Genomic DNA, 15,456 nt, shown 5'->3' on the forward strand with positions numbered 1-15,456 from the left:
CCCTGCTGCCCGAGGCACTCAAGGATGGCAACCCGGTCGGTGTCAGCCGCCTGGTCGATGGCAAGCGCGAGGCCTGAAAGCTCTCTGTCTGACCGATATGGTGATATCTCGGGCCGACGGCTTTGTCTGCTGGCCCCTTCACGACATAATGGCGCCACACTTCTCTGCTTGGTACGTCTGCCATGTCTGACTCTCGCCATCGCTCCGCTTCCCGCGCTGGCCATTCCCGTCGCGAGCCCATGCGCCGGGCCAGGGAGCCCAAGGCCAGTGTCGGCGATGTGGCCTATCTGCCGGTGGTGACAGTCAACGAGACGGGGGCCTTCCTCGATTGGGGCCATGCCCACGATCTCCTGCTGCCCTTTGGTGAGCAGCGCTTTCGCCCCACGGTGGGCCGCCGGGTGCTGGTGATGATCGCCGAGGACGACCGTGGCCGGCCGTTCGCTTCCCAGCGGCTCGATCGCTACCTCGACGATCATGCCGAGGGGCTCTCCGCCGGTGATTCCGTGGCGTTGGTGATCGCCGAGCAGACCGATCTGGGCTACAAGGCGACGGTGGATGGCCGGTTCTGGGGGCTGCTCTACCATGACGATGTAACGCGGCCACTGCGCCGTGGTCAGCGTCTGAAAGGTCATGTGAAACGGGTGCGCGATGATGGTCGTCTGGACCTGTCGCTGCTGCCGACCGGCTCGGCGCGGCTCGATGCGGTGGGTGAGACGGTGCTCAAGGCGTTGCGCGAGAGCGGCGGTTATCTGCCGTTGGGTGACAAGAGCTCGGCCGCCGAGATCAAGGCGCGGCTGGGGGTCAGCAAGGGCGCCTTCAAGCAGGCCATCGGCCGGCTTTACAAGCAAGAGCGCATCAGCCTGGAGTCGACGGGTATCCGCCTGGTGCCTGGCGGGAATCAGGACTCTCACGGCACCTCGTAGCGAAGCGCGCCGGGGGCAGGCCGTAAAGGAGGTCATTTGCCATGGATGGCAAATGTAGCGCCCATGGATGGGTTTACAGCGCCTCCTTGAAGGCCTGCCGACGGATCAGCGCTTTGCGTACTACTTGAGCCCGAGCGTCTTGGTGCGCTTGCCGGCCATGCGGCATACTGGCCGTATTGACCCTAGACTCCGGAACCCGATTCGATGAACGATCGTCCCCTCAAGGTCGGCGTGGTGATGGATCCCATCGCCGATCTTAGCTACAAGAAGGACACCAGCCTGGCGATGCTCTGGGCCGCCCAGGATCGCGGCTGGTCGCTGCACTACATGGAGCAGGAAGACCTGTTCCTGCGCGATGGCCGGGCCCATGCCCGCTGGCGCGAACTCGAAGTGTATCGCGATCCCGAGCACTGGTATGCGCTGGGCGAGTCCCGGGTCGCGCCGCTCGCCGAGCTGGACGTGGTGCTGATGCGCAAGGACCCGCCGGTGGACGGTCGCTTCCTCGATGCCGTGCACCTGCTCGGCTTTGCCGAACGTGAGGGTGTGCTGGTGGTCAATCCGACCCGCGCCCTGCTGGAGTGCAACGAGAAGCTGTTCGCCCAGCAGTTCCCTCAGTGCTGCGCGCCGACCCTGGTGTCCAGCCGCGATACCGAGATCCGCGCTTTCCACGCCGAACATGGCGACGTTATCCTCAAGCCCCTGGACGGCATGGGTGGCAGCGGGATCTTCCACGTCGGCCCCGAAGGCCGCAACCTCGGAGCGGTGATCGAGACGCTGACCGAGCGGGGCGCTCGCCAGGCCATGGTCCAGCGCTACCTGCCGGAGATCAAGGACGGTGACACCCGCATCCTCCTGGTGGAGGGCGAGCCGGTACCCTATGGCCTGGCCCGAGTGCCCATGGCCGGCGAGACGCGAGGCAACCTGGCCGCCGGTGGCCGGGGTGTCAGCCGCGAGCTCACCGACAGGGACCGCTGGCTGGTCGAGCAGGTGCAGCCGGTGATCCGCGAAAAGGGGCTGATGTTCGTCGGCCTCGACGTCATCGGCGACTACATCACCGAAATTAACGTGACCAGCCCGACCTGCGTGCGCGAGATCGATGATCAGCGCGGCACCGATATCGCCAGCTCCTTGATGGACGCTATCTCTCGGCGTCTCGCCGGGTAGGGGTGGTACAATCGGCGTGAAATGCCGAACTCGGCCAGGCTGCGCTGGAACCATTCAAAATGCCGTGCCCTGCCGGCCCTTCGATGGGGGCATGGGCAAGCGGCGAGTCGTTATTCATGCGCGCCTGGCGCTTCGGCGAAGGTAAACATTACGGCGTTCACTAGGTCCGCCGGGGAGTCCCATGCAAAGTTTGAAAAACCACTTCCTGATGGCAATGCCGCACCTGGAAGATCCCAATTTCGCCGGCACGCTGAGCTATCTATGTGATTACGACGAAAAAGGCACCATGGGGGTGATCGTCAACCGGCCACTGGAGCTGACCCTCGATGCGCTCTTTGAGCAGCTCGAACTCGAGGGGGGCGATAGCCCGCATCGCAATGTGCCCGTCTATTATGGTGGGCCGACGCACAAGGATCGTGGTTTCATCCTGCACGAAGGGGGCAGCGAGGACTGGGATTCGAGTCTTCAGGTGGCCGATGACATCGCCCTGACCACCTCCATGGATATCCTGCAGGCCTTGGCCGCGGGCCGTGGCCCGGAACGTTTTCTGGTCTGCCTTGGCTGTGCGGGCTGGGAGTCCGGTCAGCTCGAGTCCGAACTCAAGGACAATGCCTGGCTCACCGTGGAAGGTCGGGCCGATATTCTCTTCGAGGTGGAGCCCGAGCAGCGTCTCGGCGCCAGCGCCGGCATTCTTGGCGTCGACCTCAACCTGATGACCCGCGAGGCGGGGCATAGCTGATATGCACGGAACGGCCTGCGCTCGCGGGGTAGACATGTCGATGGGGAAGGGTGCCGATGAGTAGCCAGCGCCTGATCCTGGGCTTCGATTTCGGTACCCGGCGCATCGGCGTGGCGGTGGGTAACGAGCTGACGCGCAGCGCCAGGCCACTGGACCCGCTGCCGGCGCGCGACGGCATTCCCGACTGGACGCGGGTCGCCCGGCTGGTCGATGAGTGGAGGCCGGATCTTTTCGTGGTTGGCCTGCCGCTCAACATGGATGGCACCGAGAGCGACATGAGCACCCGGGCGCGCAAGTTTGGCAAGCGCTTGTTCGGTCGTTACGGCATTCCCTTCGAGATGGCCGATGAGCGTGGCTCGACCCGTGAGGCCAAGGCGATTGCCCGCGACGCCGGGCATCGTGGCAATTACCGTGACGACGGCGTCGATGGCCTGGCGGCCGTGCTGATCCTTGAAGGTTGGCTGGCCGACCGAGAGGGGCTGCCGCGCTAGGCCGGATCCGACCCGCCACGATACTTGGCCACGAAATCCCCCACCTCAATGCAGGTGAACTTCTCGATGAAGAAGGCGAGGGTCGAGGGGCGCTGGAAGCGCTCTTCGAAATGCTCTTCTTCGTCGCCCTGGCCACGAATCACGCTGGCGCGATAGCGCTCGCCCTCCAGGCGGACATTGACGGTGGCGGGGCGCGTGGTGTCGCGCTTTTCCACCTTCAGCTCGCCTTGTCGCTCGAGCAGCTCGCTCAATGTCTGACCGCCTTCGAGCTCGCCTGGGGTTGCCCAGATGTCCTGGTCGCGATTGCCGTAGCGGAACAGCAGCAGGGTTGGCAGTGCGGTGAAGATGATGTTGGCCAGTAGCCAGGTGAGTTCAGCGCTAGAGGGAGAGGTCGTGAACAGCAGCCAGAGGTTCGCCACGATGCTGAGGGCGAGCAGGCCGGCGAAAGGACGCCAGGTGCGCCAGCTCATGACCTGGCGACCGAGGAAGTAGCCCCAGAGTCCGGCGACGGCCACGACGCCGATGGCTAGCTGGACCAGCGAGAATGTCGTGCCGCCGCCCATCACGACGGCTATCACGCCCACGGTGAGTAGCGCAGTATAGAAGATCGCCAGCAGGATATAGGCGCGTTGCAGGTTCATCGGCTCGCCTCTCCTTGTCGCAGGTTGTCGCGTTGAATCCGTGCAGGCCGCCGACTCATGTCGGCGGCCTTCCTGCCAGCTTAGGCGAAACTCGCCGATCAGGCCTCCCCTGTCAGTCAGCGGTCCTTCAGCGCTCGACGTCGTCCACGCCGACGGTCTTCGGCACGAACCAGGACACGTCGCGCAGGTCCTTCTCGATCAGGTCCTCGACCTGGAGAAGGGTCGCGAAGATCGCCATGCGCATGGGGATGCCGTTGTCGGTCTGGCGGAAGATCGCCAGCCGAGGATCGCCGTTGAGGTCCACGTCCAGGTCGTTGGCCTCGGGGCGACTGTCGCGCGGTAGCGGGTGCATGACGATGGCATGGTCGTTGACGCGCTGGTCCATGAACGCCTTGTCCACGGTGTAGTCCCGCGAGAGGCTGAAGCCCTCGCTCATCTCGGCGGTGAAACGCTCCTTCTGGATGCGCGTGGTGTAGACCACGTCGACGTCCGAGAAGTCGGCGGCCAGATGCTCGCGGGTCTCGACGCGGTGGCCGCGCGAGGCGACCAGCTCGACCAGGTGCTGCGGCATTTCCAGCCCCGGCGGCGAGACCAGCGTGATCCGCATCGGTGCGTAGAGCGACAGCAGCTTGATCAGCGAATGCACGGTGCGGCCGAACTTGAGGTCACCGGTGAGCAGGATATGGGCGCCGGCCAGCTGCTTGCCGCGCCGGGCGAATTCCTTGTCGATGGTGTAGATGTCGAGCAGCGCCTGACTGGGATGCTCGCCAGGGCCGTCGCCGCCGTTGATCACCGGCACATTGGTGGCCTGGGCGAATTCGGCCACCGAGCCTTGCTCCGGGTGGCGCATCACGATGGCGTCGCAGTAGCCGCTCATCACCCGGCTGGTGTCGTAGAGCGACTCTCCCTTGGCCATGGAGGAGAAGGTGAAGCCGGTGGTGTCGCAAACGCTGCCGCCCAGCCGGCAGAAGGCCGCGTGGAAGCTGACTCGGGTGCGGGTGCTGGCCTCGAAGAACAGATTGCCGAGGACCGCGCCTTCCAACACTCTTGTGACCTTGCGCCGCTGGGCGACCGGTTCCATACGGGCGGCGACACGAATCAGGTGATCCACATCATCGCGTGACAGGGAATCAACGGAAAGCAGATGGGAGCTCATACGGGCCTCGGCTGGCGGTTGAGATGGCGAGCCTAGTGTAACGTCACGGCAGGGTCGCTTCACTGTCTTGGTATTCCCGCATTTCCCCGGCGAGTTCGCCGACGCGGCGGATAGCGGCTTCGAGCGAGGCGGTGGGGCGCTCGGCGTAGTTGAGCCGCAGGCAGTGGCGATACTTGCCCGAGGCGGAGAACATCGGCCCCGGTGCCACGTGCAGGCGTTCGGCAGCGAGTCGTTCATTGAGCCGGGGAGTGTCGATGGGGCCGGGAAGCTCCACCCACAGCAGGAAGCCTCCCCGGGGTTGGCTGATGCGGGTGCCATCAGGGAAGCTCTCGCCGACCCAGTCGGTCATGATGTCGCGCTGGCGCTGGTAGCGGCGGGCGATCTCGCGAAGGTGGCGCTGGTAATGCCCCTTTTCGATGAAGGCGGCGACGGCGCGCTGGGGCTGGGTCGCCGAGGCGCCGGTGGAGACGTATTTCTCGTGCAGGGCGCGGTCGCGGTATCGCCCCGGTGCGATCCAGCCGACCCGCAGGCCCGGCATCAGGCTTTTCGATACGCCGCTGCACAGCAGCACCCGTCCCTCGTCGTCGAAGGCCTTGATGGCCTTGGGGCGGGGCGACTCGAAGGCCAGGTCACCATAGATATCGTCCTCGATGATCGCCACATCGTAGCGTCGGGCCAGCTTGACCAGCTCACGCTTGCGTGATTCGGGCATGGTGTAGCCGAGCGGGTTGTTGCAGGTCGGCGTGACCTGGATGGCCCGGATCGGCCACTGATCCAGCGCCAGCTCCAGTGCCTCGAGGCTGATGCCGCGGCGCGGGTCGGTGGGGATCTCCATCACCTTGAGGCCGTGCGCCTCGAGAATCTGCATGGCGCCGTAGAAGCTGGGCGAGTCCACGGCCACCACGTCGCCGGGGGCGGCGAGCATGCGCAGCGCGATGGCCAGGGCTTCCTGGCAGCCGGTGGTGATGACCACGTCATCGGGATGCAGCAGGCAGCCGGATGTCGTGGCCAGGCGCGCCACCTGCTGACGCAGTGGTGGGTGGCCGGCCAGGCTGTCGTAGCCGAGATCGCGAGGGTCCGGATCACGGTGCAGACCGGATAGCAGACGGCCGAGCGGTTTGAGGGTCGCGGCGTCCAGGGCGGGCGTTCCGGCCCCCAGGCGACGCGGCTGATCGGCACTCGGCGCCGAGCCGACCATGGCCAGTACCTGATCCCATTGTGCGACCTCGAGAGGCCGCTGGGCGGGACGGGATACCGTCGGCAGGTCCCGGGGCCGGGGGCGCGGCAACACATAATGACCGGAGCGGGGGCGTGCGGCGGCAAGTCCCATTTCCTCCAGTCGCGCATAGGCGCTCTGCGCGGTGGTGACACTGATGCCCTGTTCGCGACACAACTCGCGAATCGAAGGGAGTCGGTCACCGACCGTATAGGTGCCCTGAGCGATACGGCGGGCGAGAAGGTCGGCGATATCGTCGTAGCGTGTCGAGGCTGTCATCGCGAAGCCCTGGTAGAAGCGGTACAGATGTGCGAAAAGCGCTCGGTACAGGTGGAGTGACAATACAACTGTACCCTATATAAAGAGTGATTCTGAATCTGTATCGCTCATGATGTCGAGCCTAACCTGTCGAGACACCCTCGAAGGGCAACGACAGGAGTTCGGCCATGATGCATGTTCGTTTGGCGAACTGGAGGCTGGCCTGGCAGCGCCAGTGGCAGCGTCATCACACTCGGCGTCGGCTGGGTGACCTCGATGCGCGGCTTCTCGACGATGTCGGCATCAGTGCGGCCCGGGCCGAACGCGAAGCTCGCAAGCCGTTCTGGCGACGTTGAACATCGGCAGAGTCGCGCCATGGCCTCTATGCTGAAACCCCCTATGCTGTAAGGTCCGGGGGGCCGAGGTGGTGGCTTCGAGGGAAACACGACAATTCGATACAGGAGGTTTCATGCCCAGTCCACTCTCGCGTTACTACCTGCTGGATGTGTTCACCGATACACCACTGGCGGGCAATCCGCTGGCCGTGTTCCTCGATGCCGAGGGCATGGAGGCTTCGGACATGCAGGCGTTCGCCAACGAGCTCAACCTGGCGGAAACGGTCTTCGTGGGGGCGCGGCAGGCAGAGAACGACTTTCCGATACGTATCTTCACGCCGAGTCGCGAACTGCCGTTCGCAGGCCATCCGACCATAGGTACGGCACACCTGCTGGCTGCCCAGGGGTTGGTGGATACCACGCAGCCGTTGACACTGAGGGCGCCGGTGGGACCTCTGGAGGTACGTTTCGAGGGGGAGCGGGCGCGCTTCACCACTGCCGTGCCGGCCGAGGTCGGCGCGAGTTCGCTGGGATGCGCCGCTGCTGCCACGTTGCTTGGCCTCGAAGCGTCGGCGATCGCCGGCGACCCGGTCCAGGCCTCCTGCGGGTTGCCGTTCCACCTCATTCCACTGGATAGTGAAGCCTCGCTGGCAAAGGTGGTGCCGGACATCGGGCAGTGGACGCTGCATGTCTCGCCCAGCGGGGTCGACCAGGTCTATCTGTATGTGGAGAAAGGTGAATCCCTGGCAACACGCACCTTCATTCGCGAGTTCGCCGGCTTGAAGGAAGACCCGGCCACCGGCAGCGCGGCATCGGCGCTGGCCGGCTACCTGGGCACCCGGGATCGGCTCGACGACCGCCAGTGGCGCATTCGCCAGGGGGTGGACATGGGGCGCCCCAGCGAGATTATCGCCCGGGCCCGACGCGACGGCGAACAGGTCTGGGTCGAGGTCGCCGGGCAAGCCTGCCTCGTCGGTGAGGGTGCCTTCTACCCCCGGGACTGAGTCGGCGGTTTCCTCACTTCGCCAGTGAGGGGCGGGCTTCGGCCTGCCGGGAGGCGGGCCGGGCCAGGCACCAGAAGCTGGCCATCGAGAGCACGCCGGCCAGGCCGATCGTCAGAGCCATGGCGTGGGAGGTGCCGTCATGGAACTGGCCGACAAGGGCGCCGATCAGTGCTGCCACGGTCATCTGCAGAAAGCCGAACAGCGAGGAGGCCGAGCCGGCGCATTGCGGGTTGGGAGCGAGGGCTCCCGCCATGCTCTGGGGCATCAGGATGCCGAAGCCGACGAGAAACAGGATGTGCGGGCCGATCACTGCCCAGGCGGCGTAGACACCGGCGAAGGCCAGGCTGGCCATGGCGGTACCGGCCAGGGCGCACATCAGGGTGGCGTATTGCAGCAGGCGGTCGCGTCCCAGGCGATGACTGTAGCGGCCGCTGACCAATGACCCGACGAAGAAGCCCGCGACGATCAGCATGAAGCCGATGCCGTACTGAAAGGGCGTCAACCCCATGAAGTCGATCAGCACGAAGGACGAGCCGGAGAGAAAGGCGAACAGGCCGGCAAACCCGGTGGCATTGGTCAGGGTATAGCCGATGAAGGTGCGTTGGGTCAGCAGCATGCGGAAGTTGGCCAGGATCACGCTGGGCTGGATCGACTGGCGCCGCTCGATGGGGAGTGGTTCGGGCATCGCGAACACCAGCAACAGCAGCATGGCCACGGCGTACAGCGCCAGCAGCGTGAAGATGGCCTGCCAGCCGAAGAACAGCAGTAGGCCGGCACCGATGACCGGCGCCAATGCCGGTGCCAGCGCCATGGTGCTGGCCATGTAGGAGAGCACTCGGCTGGCCTCGATGGGGCCGAAGATGTCGCGTACCGCGGCGCGGGCCAGTACCGGCCCGGTGGCGCCCCCGAATGCCTGCAGGAAGCGGCCGACGAGCAGGGTTTCGATATTGCTGGCCAGCATGCACAACAGGCTGGCGAACAGGAACAGGGCGAATCCCGCGATCATCACCGGCCGGCGCCCGAAACGGTCGGAGATCGGGCCACAGAACAGCTGGGCCAGGGCGAAGCCGGCCATGTAGAGGCTCAGCGTCAGCTGTATCTCGTCGGGTCCGGTCGACAGCGCCTCGGCCATGCTGGGCATGGCGGGCAGGTACATGTCGGTGGCCAAGGGGCCCAGTGCGGTCAGGGTGGCCAGTAGCGCTATGGTCGCGGTCGAGGTCAGCCTCAGCACGTGCTGCTCCATGGATGAGTGATGATCGTCAGGGACGCGACAGGCGGGCCGGCCTGTGCCGTACCCGCCTGTCGTCTGCGGCGCCTGATGGATCGAGCTGTTCCAGACTCGTCAGCGTGATCGCCTGGGCATGGCGCTGGTGACGAGATTGCTTAGACCGCTCATTATAACTCAGTTTGCATCTGGCTGCTCGCCGGGGCAGCGAGCCGGAAGGCATCCAGGGCGCGGGCGTTCTCGGTGATGCGCCGGATCCGCGGGTAGGCCGAAAGGTCGCATTCGCAGCGTTCAAGCGTCTGCGGCTGGTTCTGTGATGCGCCGAATTCCACCTGGTCTGGCCGTCGCTCGTGACTTTTGTAAACACCCTCTAAGCGAGATCATCTCTAGGATGCGTGATGGGGACATTCATCCTCGCGCAGGGTGAGGACTTCATAGCCATCTGCCGTCACCGCGATAGTGTGCTCCCACTGGGCGGAAAGCTGCTTGTCACTAGTCACCACGGTCCATCCATCGCGCTTCGACTTCACCTTGGCCTTACCTTGATTGATCATCGGTTCGATAGTGAAGGTCATGCCTTCTTGCAGTACCAGGCCCTGCCCAGGGCGACCGTAATGCAGTACCTCGGGAGGCTCATGCATCTCCTGACCGATACCGTGCCCGCAGTAGTCGCGAACTACCGAATAGCCATTGGCACTGGCATGCCGCTGGATCGCATGTCCCACATCGCCGAGAGTCGCCCCTGGCTTCACCATGCGAATGCCCTGCCACATGGCCTCGTAGGTCTTGTCCACCAAGCGCCTGGCTGCTGGTGACACGGCGCCAATCAGGTACATCTTGCTGGAGTCGGTGATATAGCCATGCTTTTCCAGGGTAATGTCGACATTGACGATATCACCGGACTTGAGGCGTTGCTTTGGCGATGGCACACCATGGCAGACGACCTGATTCAGGGAAGTGTTGAGGACGAAGGGGAATCCGTATTGCCCTTTGCTGGCAGGGTGCGCCTGCAGGGTATGAGTGATGAACGCTTCCGCCAGGTCGTTGATCTGCATCGTTGACATGCCTACCTCGATCCGGGTGTCGAGGTAGGCGAAAACCGAAGCGAGTAATTGGCCTGATCGGCGCATCAATGCGAGTTCGTCGGGCCCCTTGATCACAACCTCACTCATGGATGACCTGCCTTGTGTTTACTGCGGCCTGCTTCATTTGCTCCTTCAGAAGATCGTGGAAGGTCATCTGGGGATTGGCCTCGGCGAGCATGCCGATTTTGATCCAATACTCGGCCTGGGCATTGATAGAGCGCAGCATGGGGCCGCTGGCCTTGCGAATCTCATCATGCAAGACATCGCTGATCTTCACGATTCCCATAGGTATACCTAATATACGATATGTATACATATCGTATATTTCGGTTGGGGAAATCGCAAGCTCAGTAGTGGGTCAGTCAGGGAGCGGCGCCGGGCGCGGTGGGGCGGAACGGTTTGCCGTCGGGAGTGAATAGCGCGACTTGCGCGGCTTAGTCCTGGCGATCGGTAGCGCCGGCGGCTGTCAGACACCAGGCGAGGCAGAGCCTAGCTCGACCCTCCCATTAAGTGGTTTGAGTTAGCTGCGCTCTTTCCTTGGTGAGTAACCTGTGCGCCGTCGAAAGGCTCGCGAGAAGCTCGAGACATCTGCAAATCCCAAATCCATGGCGATGACGCCGATGGGGCGTTTGGTCTGGCGAAGCCAGTATTTTGCCCACAGAAGTCGCCGGTGCATGACATATTGCTGGGGCGACATGCCGAACAATCGCTGGCATAGCAAGTGGAGCTGGCTTTGACCGAGGTGCATGGCGTCTGCCAACTCCGCATTATTGGGAGGAGACTCGAGATGCTGGTCGATAAATTGATCCATGGCTTCGGCAGAGAGTCGCTGATGTGGTATGGGCGTCGCGTCAACATCCCCTATGAGTTGACTGAATTGCCCCACAAACAACATGGCCAATTGATGATTGATCAGGCGAATTCGAGATTCGTCGCTGATCGATTTCACTTGGGCGGCGGCGAATTCCACCATGGGTAGCAGTGTCGGTGGCAAACTGAGTGTACGAGGCTCGGCAAACAGGGATTCGCGAAGATCCAACGCACAGCTTTGTTCCAAGGATCTCAGGCAGGGATCGGCTGTATCGAGGTCAATCACGAAGACCTCGCACTCTTCCTGCCGTCCCAGATAGGAATGCGGCTCGCCGGCTGGTAGAACAGCGGCTTCACCCAGAACCAGCCTCCCTCCACCACGGGTGAATTCGTAATCCATGGCTCCCTGCCAGCCCAACATCAACTGGGCCGTATCATGACAATGTTCGCCAGATGTGCGGGCAATTGGATTGCATCGAGCTTGGGTCTGCTGCATGGGAATGTTCCGGGCGAGTGGCGATTGCGGAGCCTGGGACAACGCTTTCGGAACCTGGGCCAAAAAACCTGCCGTTAGGCCTCATAAACTGGTTGCTGGCCAACTCCAAATGAGGTTGACATGTTTCTGAATGCCGAGCAAGTGAGCCAGGCGCTGCCCTGGTCTGCCCTCGTGGAAGCACTGGATGACGTCTTCACCCGAACCGTTCACTCCCCGGTACGTCACCACCATCACCTACAGGTGCCTGGTGATCCGGACGCCACTCTGCTGCTGATGCCGGCCTGGATCGAAGGCAAATACCTTGGCGTCAAACAGGTCAATGTTTTCCCTGGCAACAGTACCCGGGGGCTACCCGGACTCACAGGTCACTACCTGCTGAGCTGCGCGCGTACCGGCCATCACTTGGCACAGTTCGAGGCCAATGAGCTGACCGCCCGCCGCACGGCGGCTGCTTCCGCTCTGGCGGCCCGTTACCTGGCCCGCGAGGGCGCATGCGAGCTACTGATGGTCGGTGCCGGGCGCATGGCCCGTCGTCTCATTCCTGCGCACCAAGCCATGCGGCCGATCCAACGAGTACGTATCTGGGATATTCGTGAGGCTTCGGCTCGCGACCTGGCGAATGAACTCCAGGCTGAGGGGATCGATGCCGAGGCGGTGCCGGAAAAGAGCTTGGCCGAGGCTGCTGGTCGAGCCGACATCATCAGCTGTGCCACTTTGAGTCGCGAACCCCTGATCCGTGGTGAGTGGCTGTCGCCTGGTACGCACCTGGACCTGGTCGGTAGCTTCACCCCCTTCATGCGCGAGGCCGATGATGAGGTGATGCGTCGTAGTGCGATCTTCGTCGATACCCGTGAGGGGGCCACGAGTGAAACCGGCGACCTGATCGATCCTCTGACGGCTGGTGTCATCCATGAGTCCGACATCCTGGCCGACTTCCCTGACCTGTGCAGCAAGCGCCATGCCGGTCGCAGTTCACTCCAGGATCCCGAACAGGCCATCACGGTGTTCAAGTCGGTGGGTGCCTCGGTGGAAGACCTGGCGGCGGCCATCCTGGCCTATGAGCGCTGTAGAGAACAGTCCTGAGCAGAGGCAAGTTTCCCGAACTCCTGACACAACGACAACAGGGTGGGCAACACCCACCCAGGAGGCCATAAAGGCATGAAAGACTATTCGACTCCTGACATTCCCGTGCCGAGTCTACCGCTGGCATTGATCCCCATCGTGCTGACCATCGCGTTACTCGGCGTACAAATCTTCTACTATGATGACTTCACTCCGCATATCCCGCTCGCTATTGGCTTCGGGATCACCGCCGTGGTCGGGTGGCTGCAGGGGTATCGCTGGAAGGACATCGAAGCCGGTGCCTTCAAGGTACTTCACGTAGCGATGCCTTCCATTGCCACGTTGATCATCGTCGGCATGCTGGTGGGCACCTGGATCGCCAGTGGCACCGTGCCAATGCTGATCTATCTGGGCCTCGAATTGATCGACCCAAGCTGGTTCCTGGCGGCCGCCATGTTGCTATGCACGATGGTCTCACTGTCCATCGGCTCTTCCTGGACCACCGTCGGTACCGTAGGCCTGGCATTGGTCGGCATCGGGGATGCTTTCGGCGTGCCCATCTACTGGACTGCCGGTGCCGTCGTCTCGGGAGCCTTCTTCGGCGACAAGATCTCGCCCCTGTCCGATACCACCAACCTGACGCCAGCGGTCACCGAGACCAATATTTTCGACCATATCCGTTACATGATGCCGACCACCGTCCCTGCCATGCTGATTGCCCTGGCAATCTACTGGTTTGTCGGCGGTGCGGAAGCCGGTGTGGGACATTCCCTCGAGCGCATCAATGTCATCAAGCAGGGATTGGCTAACAATTTCGAGATGGGCATTTGGCAACTGCTGCCGCTGGTGGTGGTCATCGGCCTGGCCTTCTTCAAGGTGGCACCGATCCCGGCACTGTTCATCGGCGTGATGCTGGGTGGCGGTGTCGCCATCCTGACCCAAGGGGCATCCATTCACGATGCTCTGACCTTCGCCCACAGCGGCTATTCTATCGCCACCGACAACGAGGCGCTGGGCAACCTGCTCAACCGCGGTGGAGTCACCTCGATGACCTGGGTGGTGACGTTGATGATGTTCGCTTTGGCCTATGGTGGCGCCCTGGAACGTACCCGCTGCCTGGAAGCCATCGTCAACACCATCATGGCAAGGCTAAAGAGCTTCCGCGGGTTACAGACCAGTGCCATCATGACTTCTATGGCGACCAACTTGGTATCTGGCGATGTGTACCTTTCCATTGCCTTGCCGGGGCGCATGTACAAGCCAGCCTACGATCAGATCGGCTATTCGAGACTGAATTTGGCCCGGGCCGTCGAGGAGGGCGGTACCCTAGTTTCGCCGTTGGTGCCGTGGAATGCGGGAGGTGCCTTCGTGATGGGAGCCCTGGGGCTGACCGTGACCGCCGGTGACTTCAGTCAGCTGCTGTATATTCCCTTGGCCTTCGCCTGCTGGTTGTCTCCCCTTATCGGCATCCTCTACGCCCAGCTCGGCTGGTTCTCCCGACGGGCCGAATCCGAGGTTCCAACTGAGACGGGTGTGGCGGAGGACCAGGCATGAATCAGGCCACTTCCCCGAGTCGGATTGCGGTGATTGGTGGCGGCGTGGTGGGGATGACCATTGCCCTGGCCCTGCAGCGCCAGGGGCATACGGTCAGCGTGCTGGACCCTCGTGGGCCAGGTGAAGGTGCCTCCTACGGTAATGCCGGTTTTCTGGCCACCGAACTGATCGATCCATTGTCGACGCTGGCTACCCTGAGAAAGGCGCCACGCTTGTGGCTTGATCCCCACGGAGCCCTGGCCTTGCCGCTTCGCTATTTGCCGCGACTTGTGTCCTGGTTGGGACGTTTTATCGCGGCCGCCCGTCCCGCCCGGGCCACCAAAGGGCGCCAGGCACTGGCGGCCTTGAACGGAGTGTCGGTGGCTGCCTGGAAGCGCTGCCTGGCCGAGATCGGGGCGGAGGAAGAATTGCTGGCATCGGGATATCTCCTGGTCTGGGAGTCCACCCGAGGTCGGGTTGCGGCCAAGGCGCAGATGGAACATCTGCAGCGTTGGGGATACGAGGTGGAATGGCTCGAAGCGGCCGAGATTCGCGCACGCGAACCGGGGCTCGCCGGTAAGCTCAGCCACGGACTCTACTTTCCCGGCGCCCACCAAGTGCGCGACCCCCACGCCCTGGTACGACGTCTGGCGGAGGTATTCGAGGCCCGTGGAGGTGGGCTGTGCTGGACGAGCGTCTCCCGGCTGGAACCCCGTGACGAAGGCGTACGGTTGCATACCGATGCGGGCCAGCGGGACGTGGACCGGGCAGTGGTCGCGGCGGGCGCCTGGAGCCACTACCTGGCCGAGAGCCTGGGCCTCGAAGTGCCGCTGGAGACCGAGCGCGGCTACCACCTCACATTGCCTACGCGCGGGGAGGCGCTGTGCCAGCCGGTAGGCTCGGCGGAGCGTCACTGCGTGATGACGCCGATGAGTTGTGGCCTGCGGGTGGTCGGTTTCACCGAACTTGGAGGCTTGACGCTGCCGCCGCGGGCGCGGCGCTACGCTTCGCTGCGCCATCATGTCCAGGCGCTGCTATGCGACTCCGCTAACCTCGATGATGGTGCCGAGGAGTGGATGGGCTTTCGTCCGACGCTGCCCGACTCCCTGCCGGTGATCGACCGCCACCCGGATCACTCCCAGATATTTTTCGCCTTTGGCCATCAGCATCTTGGTTTGACCCAGGCGGCAATCACGGCGGAGCTCATGGGCGCCTTGGTAGGTGAGAGAGCCCCTGCGATCGACCTCTCCCCGTATCGCATCACGAGGTTCATGAATGGCTCGTAGTGAAGCGTACCGACTTTCTCGAAGAGCCGTTG

Annotated in this window: 16 protein-coding genes; 9 read left to right on the forward strand and 7 right to left on the reverse strand. The window is 63.3% G+C overall.

All coding sequences use genetic code 11. The features are described from left to right. The first annotated feature begins 182 nt into the window (after positions 1–182). The 4 genes from FZZ93_RS12425 (at position 183) to ruvX (ending at position 3,317) form a co-directional block, all read left to right on the forward strand. Positions 183–923, forward strand: a complete 741-nt coding sequence (locus FZZ93_RS12425) for a CvfB family protein (RefSeq protein WP_407650277.1) — start codon at positions 183–185, stop codon at positions 921–923. A gap of 204 nt (positions 924–1,127) precedes the next feature. Continuing rightward, on the forward strand, positions 1,128–2,087 hold the full coding sequence (gene gshB / locus FZZ93_RS12430) for a glutathione synthase (RefSeq protein WP_149322640.1): 960 nt from the start codon (positions 1,128–1,130) through the stop codon (positions 2,085–2,087). 181 nt (positions 2,088–2,268) lie between these two features. Then, entirely contained in the window at positions 2,269–2,826 is a 558-nt protein-coding gene (locus FZZ93_RS12435) for a YqgE/AlgH family protein (RefSeq protein WP_149322641.1), read from the forward strand. Positions 2,827–2,882: 56 nt separating this feature from the next. Beyond that, on the forward strand, positions 2,883–3,317 hold the full coding sequence (gene ruvX, locus FZZ93_RS12440) for a Holliday junction resolvase RuvX (protein ID WP_407650276.1): 435 nt from the start codon (positions 2,883–2,885) through the stop codon (positions 3,315–3,317). Here ruvX and FZZ93_RS12445 read toward each other — a convergent pair. From FZZ93_RS12445 to FZZ93_RS12455, 3 genes are all read right to left on the reverse strand, one after another. After that, positions 3,314–3,958 carry a hypothetical protein gene (locus tag FZZ93_RS12445; protein ID WP_149322643.1) on the reverse strand — a complete coding sequence of 215 codons (645 nt, stop codon included), beginning with the start codon at positions 3,956–3,958 and terminating at the stop codon, positions 3,314–3,316. The two genes, ruvX and FZZ93_RS12445, sit on opposite strands and share 4 nt — an antisense overlap. Positions 3,959–4,085: 127 nt before the next feature. Beyond that, complete coding sequence (gene pyrB, locus FZZ93_RS12450) at positions 4,086–5,114, reverse strand: aspartate carbamoyltransferase (protein ID WP_149322644.1); 1,029 nt, start codon at positions 5,112–5,114, stop codon at positions 4,086–4,088. Between the two features lie 43 nt (positions 5,115–5,157). Continuing rightward, positions 5,158–6,609, reverse strand: coding sequence for an aminotransferase-like domain-containing protein (locus FZZ93_RS12455; protein ID WP_149322645.1), 1,452 nt, complete (start codon positions 6,607–6,609; stop codon positions 5,158–5,160). A gap of 167 nt (positions 6,610–6,776) precedes the next feature. Between FZZ93_RS12455 and FZZ93_RS12460 the strand changes: the two genes are divergently transcribed. Both FZZ93_RS12460 and FZZ93_RS12465 read left to right on the forward strand, forming a co-directional pair. Next, positions 6,777–6,944 (forward strand): DUF1127 domain-containing protein, encoded by a 168-nt coding sequence (locus FZZ93_RS12460; RefSeq protein WP_149322646.1) that lies wholly within the window; start codon positions 6,777–6,779, stop codon positions 6,942–6,944. Between the two features lie 113 nt (positions 6,945–7,057). Next, positions 7,058–7,927, forward strand: a complete 870-nt coding sequence (locus tag FZZ93_RS12465; protein ID WP_149322647.1) for a PhzF family phenazine biosynthesis protein — start codon at positions 7,058–7,060, stop codon at positions 7,925–7,927. Positions 7,928–7,940: 13 nt separating this feature from the next. Here FZZ93_RS12465 and FZZ93_RS12470 read toward each other — a convergent pair whose 3' ends face one another. The 4 genes from FZZ93_RS12470 to FZZ93_RS12490 all read right to left on the reverse strand — a co-directional run bounded on the left by FZZ93_RS12470 (position 7,941) and on the right by FZZ93_RS12490 (position 11,543). After that, on the reverse strand, positions 7,941–9,158 hold the full coding sequence (locus tag FZZ93_RS12470) for a multidrug effflux MFS transporter (protein ID WP_149322648.1): 1,218 nt from the start codon (positions 9,156–9,158) through the stop codon (positions 7,941–7,943). Positions 9,159–9,538: 380 nt separating this feature from the next. Next, a complete protein-coding gene (gene map / locus FZZ93_RS12480; protein WP_149322649.1) occupies positions 9,539–10,324 on the reverse strand; it encodes a type I methionyl aminopeptidase in 786 nt (261 codons plus the stop codon). After that, positions 10,317–10,523: a ParD-like family protein gene (locus FZZ93_RS12485; RefSeq protein WP_149322650.1), complete on the reverse strand. Its 207-nt coding sequence runs from the start codon at positions 10,521–10,523 to the stop codon at positions 10,317–10,319. The genes map and FZZ93_RS12485 overlap by 8 nt, the downstream gene beginning before the upstream one ends. Positions 10,524–10,757: 234 nt before the next feature. Beyond that, on the reverse strand, positions 10,758–11,543 hold the full coding sequence (locus tag FZZ93_RS12490; protein WP_149322651.1) for a helix-turn-helix domain-containing protein: 786 nt from the start codon (positions 11,541–11,543) through the stop codon (positions 10,758–10,760). Positions 11,544–11,663: 120 nt separating this feature from the next. Here FZZ93_RS12490 and lhpI point away from each other — a divergent pair, with 120 nt between their 5' ends. The 3 genes from lhpI (at position 11,664) to FZZ93_RS12505 (ending at position 15,424) form a co-directional block, all read left to right on the forward strand. Then, positions 11,664–12,626 (forward strand): bifunctional Delta(1)-pyrroline-2-carboxylate/Delta(1)-piperideine-2-carboxylate reductase, encoded by a 963-nt coding sequence (gene lhpI / locus FZZ93_RS12495; protein ID WP_149322652.1) that lies wholly within the window; start codon positions 11,664–11,666, stop codon positions 12,624–12,626. A gap of 75 nt (positions 12,627–12,701) precedes the next feature. Beyond that, a complete protein-coding gene (gene nhaC, locus FZZ93_RS12500; RefSeq protein WP_149322653.1) occupies positions 12,702–14,159 on the forward strand; it encodes a Na+/H+ antiporter NhaC in 1,458 nt (485 codons plus the stop codon). Then, the gene (locus FZZ93_RS12505; RefSeq protein ID WP_149322654.1) at positions 14,156–15,424 is read left to right on the forward strand and encodes an FAD-binding oxidoreductase; all 1,269 of its coding nucleotides are present in this window, start codon (positions 14,156–14,158) and stop codon (positions 15,422–15,424) included. The genes nhaC and FZZ93_RS12505 overlap by 4 nt, the downstream gene beginning before the upstream one ends. The last annotated feature ends 32 nt before the right edge of the window (positions 15,425–15,456 follow it).

Origin of the sequence: Halomonas eurihalina (assembly GCF_008274785.1) — a bacterium.
GTDB lineage: Bacteria > Pseudomonadota > Gammaproteobacteria > Pseudomonadales > Halomonadaceae > Halomonas > Halomonas eurihalina.

Excerpts from the sequence above, each read along its gene's own strand:
- FZZ93_RS12425 (WP_407650277.1), top strand. The coding sequence starts at position 183 with ATGTCTGACTCTCGCCATCGCTCCGCTTCCCGCGCTGGCCATTCCCGT.
- gshB (WP_149322640.1), top strand. The coding sequence starts at position 1,128 with ATGAACGATCGTCCCCTCAAGGTCGGCGTGGTGATGGATCCCATCGCC.
- FZZ93_RS12435 (WP_149322641.1), top strand. The coding sequence starts at position 2,269 with ATGCAAAGTTTGAAAAACCACTTCCTGATGGCAATGCCGCACCTGGAA.
- ruvX (WP_407650276.1), top strand. The coding sequence starts at position 2,883 with ATGAGTAGCCAGCGCCTGATCCTGGGCTTCGATTTCGGTACCCGGCGC.
- FZZ93_RS12445 (WP_149322643.1), bottom strand. The coding sequence starts at position 3,958 with ATGAACCTGCAACGCGCCTATATCCTGCTGGCGATCTTCTATACTGCG.
- pyrB (WP_149322644.1), bottom strand. The coding sequence starts at position 5,114 with ATGAGCTCCCATCTGCTTTCCGTTGATTCCCTGTCACGCGATGATGTG.
- FZZ93_RS12455 (WP_149322645.1), bottom strand. The coding sequence starts at position 6,609 with ATGACAGCCTCGACACGCTACGACGATATCGCCGACCTTCTCGCCCGC.
- FZZ93_RS12460 (WP_149322646.1), top strand. The coding sequence starts at position 6,777 with ATGATGCATGTTCGTTTGGCGAACTGGAGGCTGGCCTGGCAGCGCCAG.
- FZZ93_RS12465 (WP_149322647.1), top strand. The coding sequence starts at position 7,058 with ATGCCCAGTCCACTCTCGCGTTACTACCTGCTGGATGTGTTCACCGAT.
- map (WP_149322649.1), bottom strand. The coding sequence starts at position 10,324 with ATGAGTGAGGTTGTGATCAAGGGGCCCGACGAACTCGCATTGATGCGC.
- FZZ93_RS12485 (WP_149322650.1), bottom strand. The coding sequence starts at position 10,523 with ATGGGAATCGTGAAGATCAGCGATGTCTTGCATGATGAGATTCGCAAG.
- FZZ93_RS12490 (WP_149322651.1), bottom strand. The coding sequence starts at position 11,543 with ATGCAGCAGACCCAAGCTCGATGCAATCCAATTGCCCGCACATCTGGC.
- lhpI (WP_149322652.1), top strand. The coding sequence starts at position 11,664 with ATGTTTCTGAATGCCGAGCAAGTGAGCCAGGCGCTGCCCTGGTCTGCC.
- nhaC (WP_149322653.1), top strand. The coding sequence starts at position 12,702 with ATGAAAGACTATTCGACTCCTGACATTCCCGTGCCGAGTCTACCGCTG.
- FZZ93_RS12505 (WP_149322654.1), top strand. The coding sequence starts at position 14,156 with ATGAATCAGGCCACTTCCCCGAGTCGGATTGCGGTGATTGGTGGCGGC.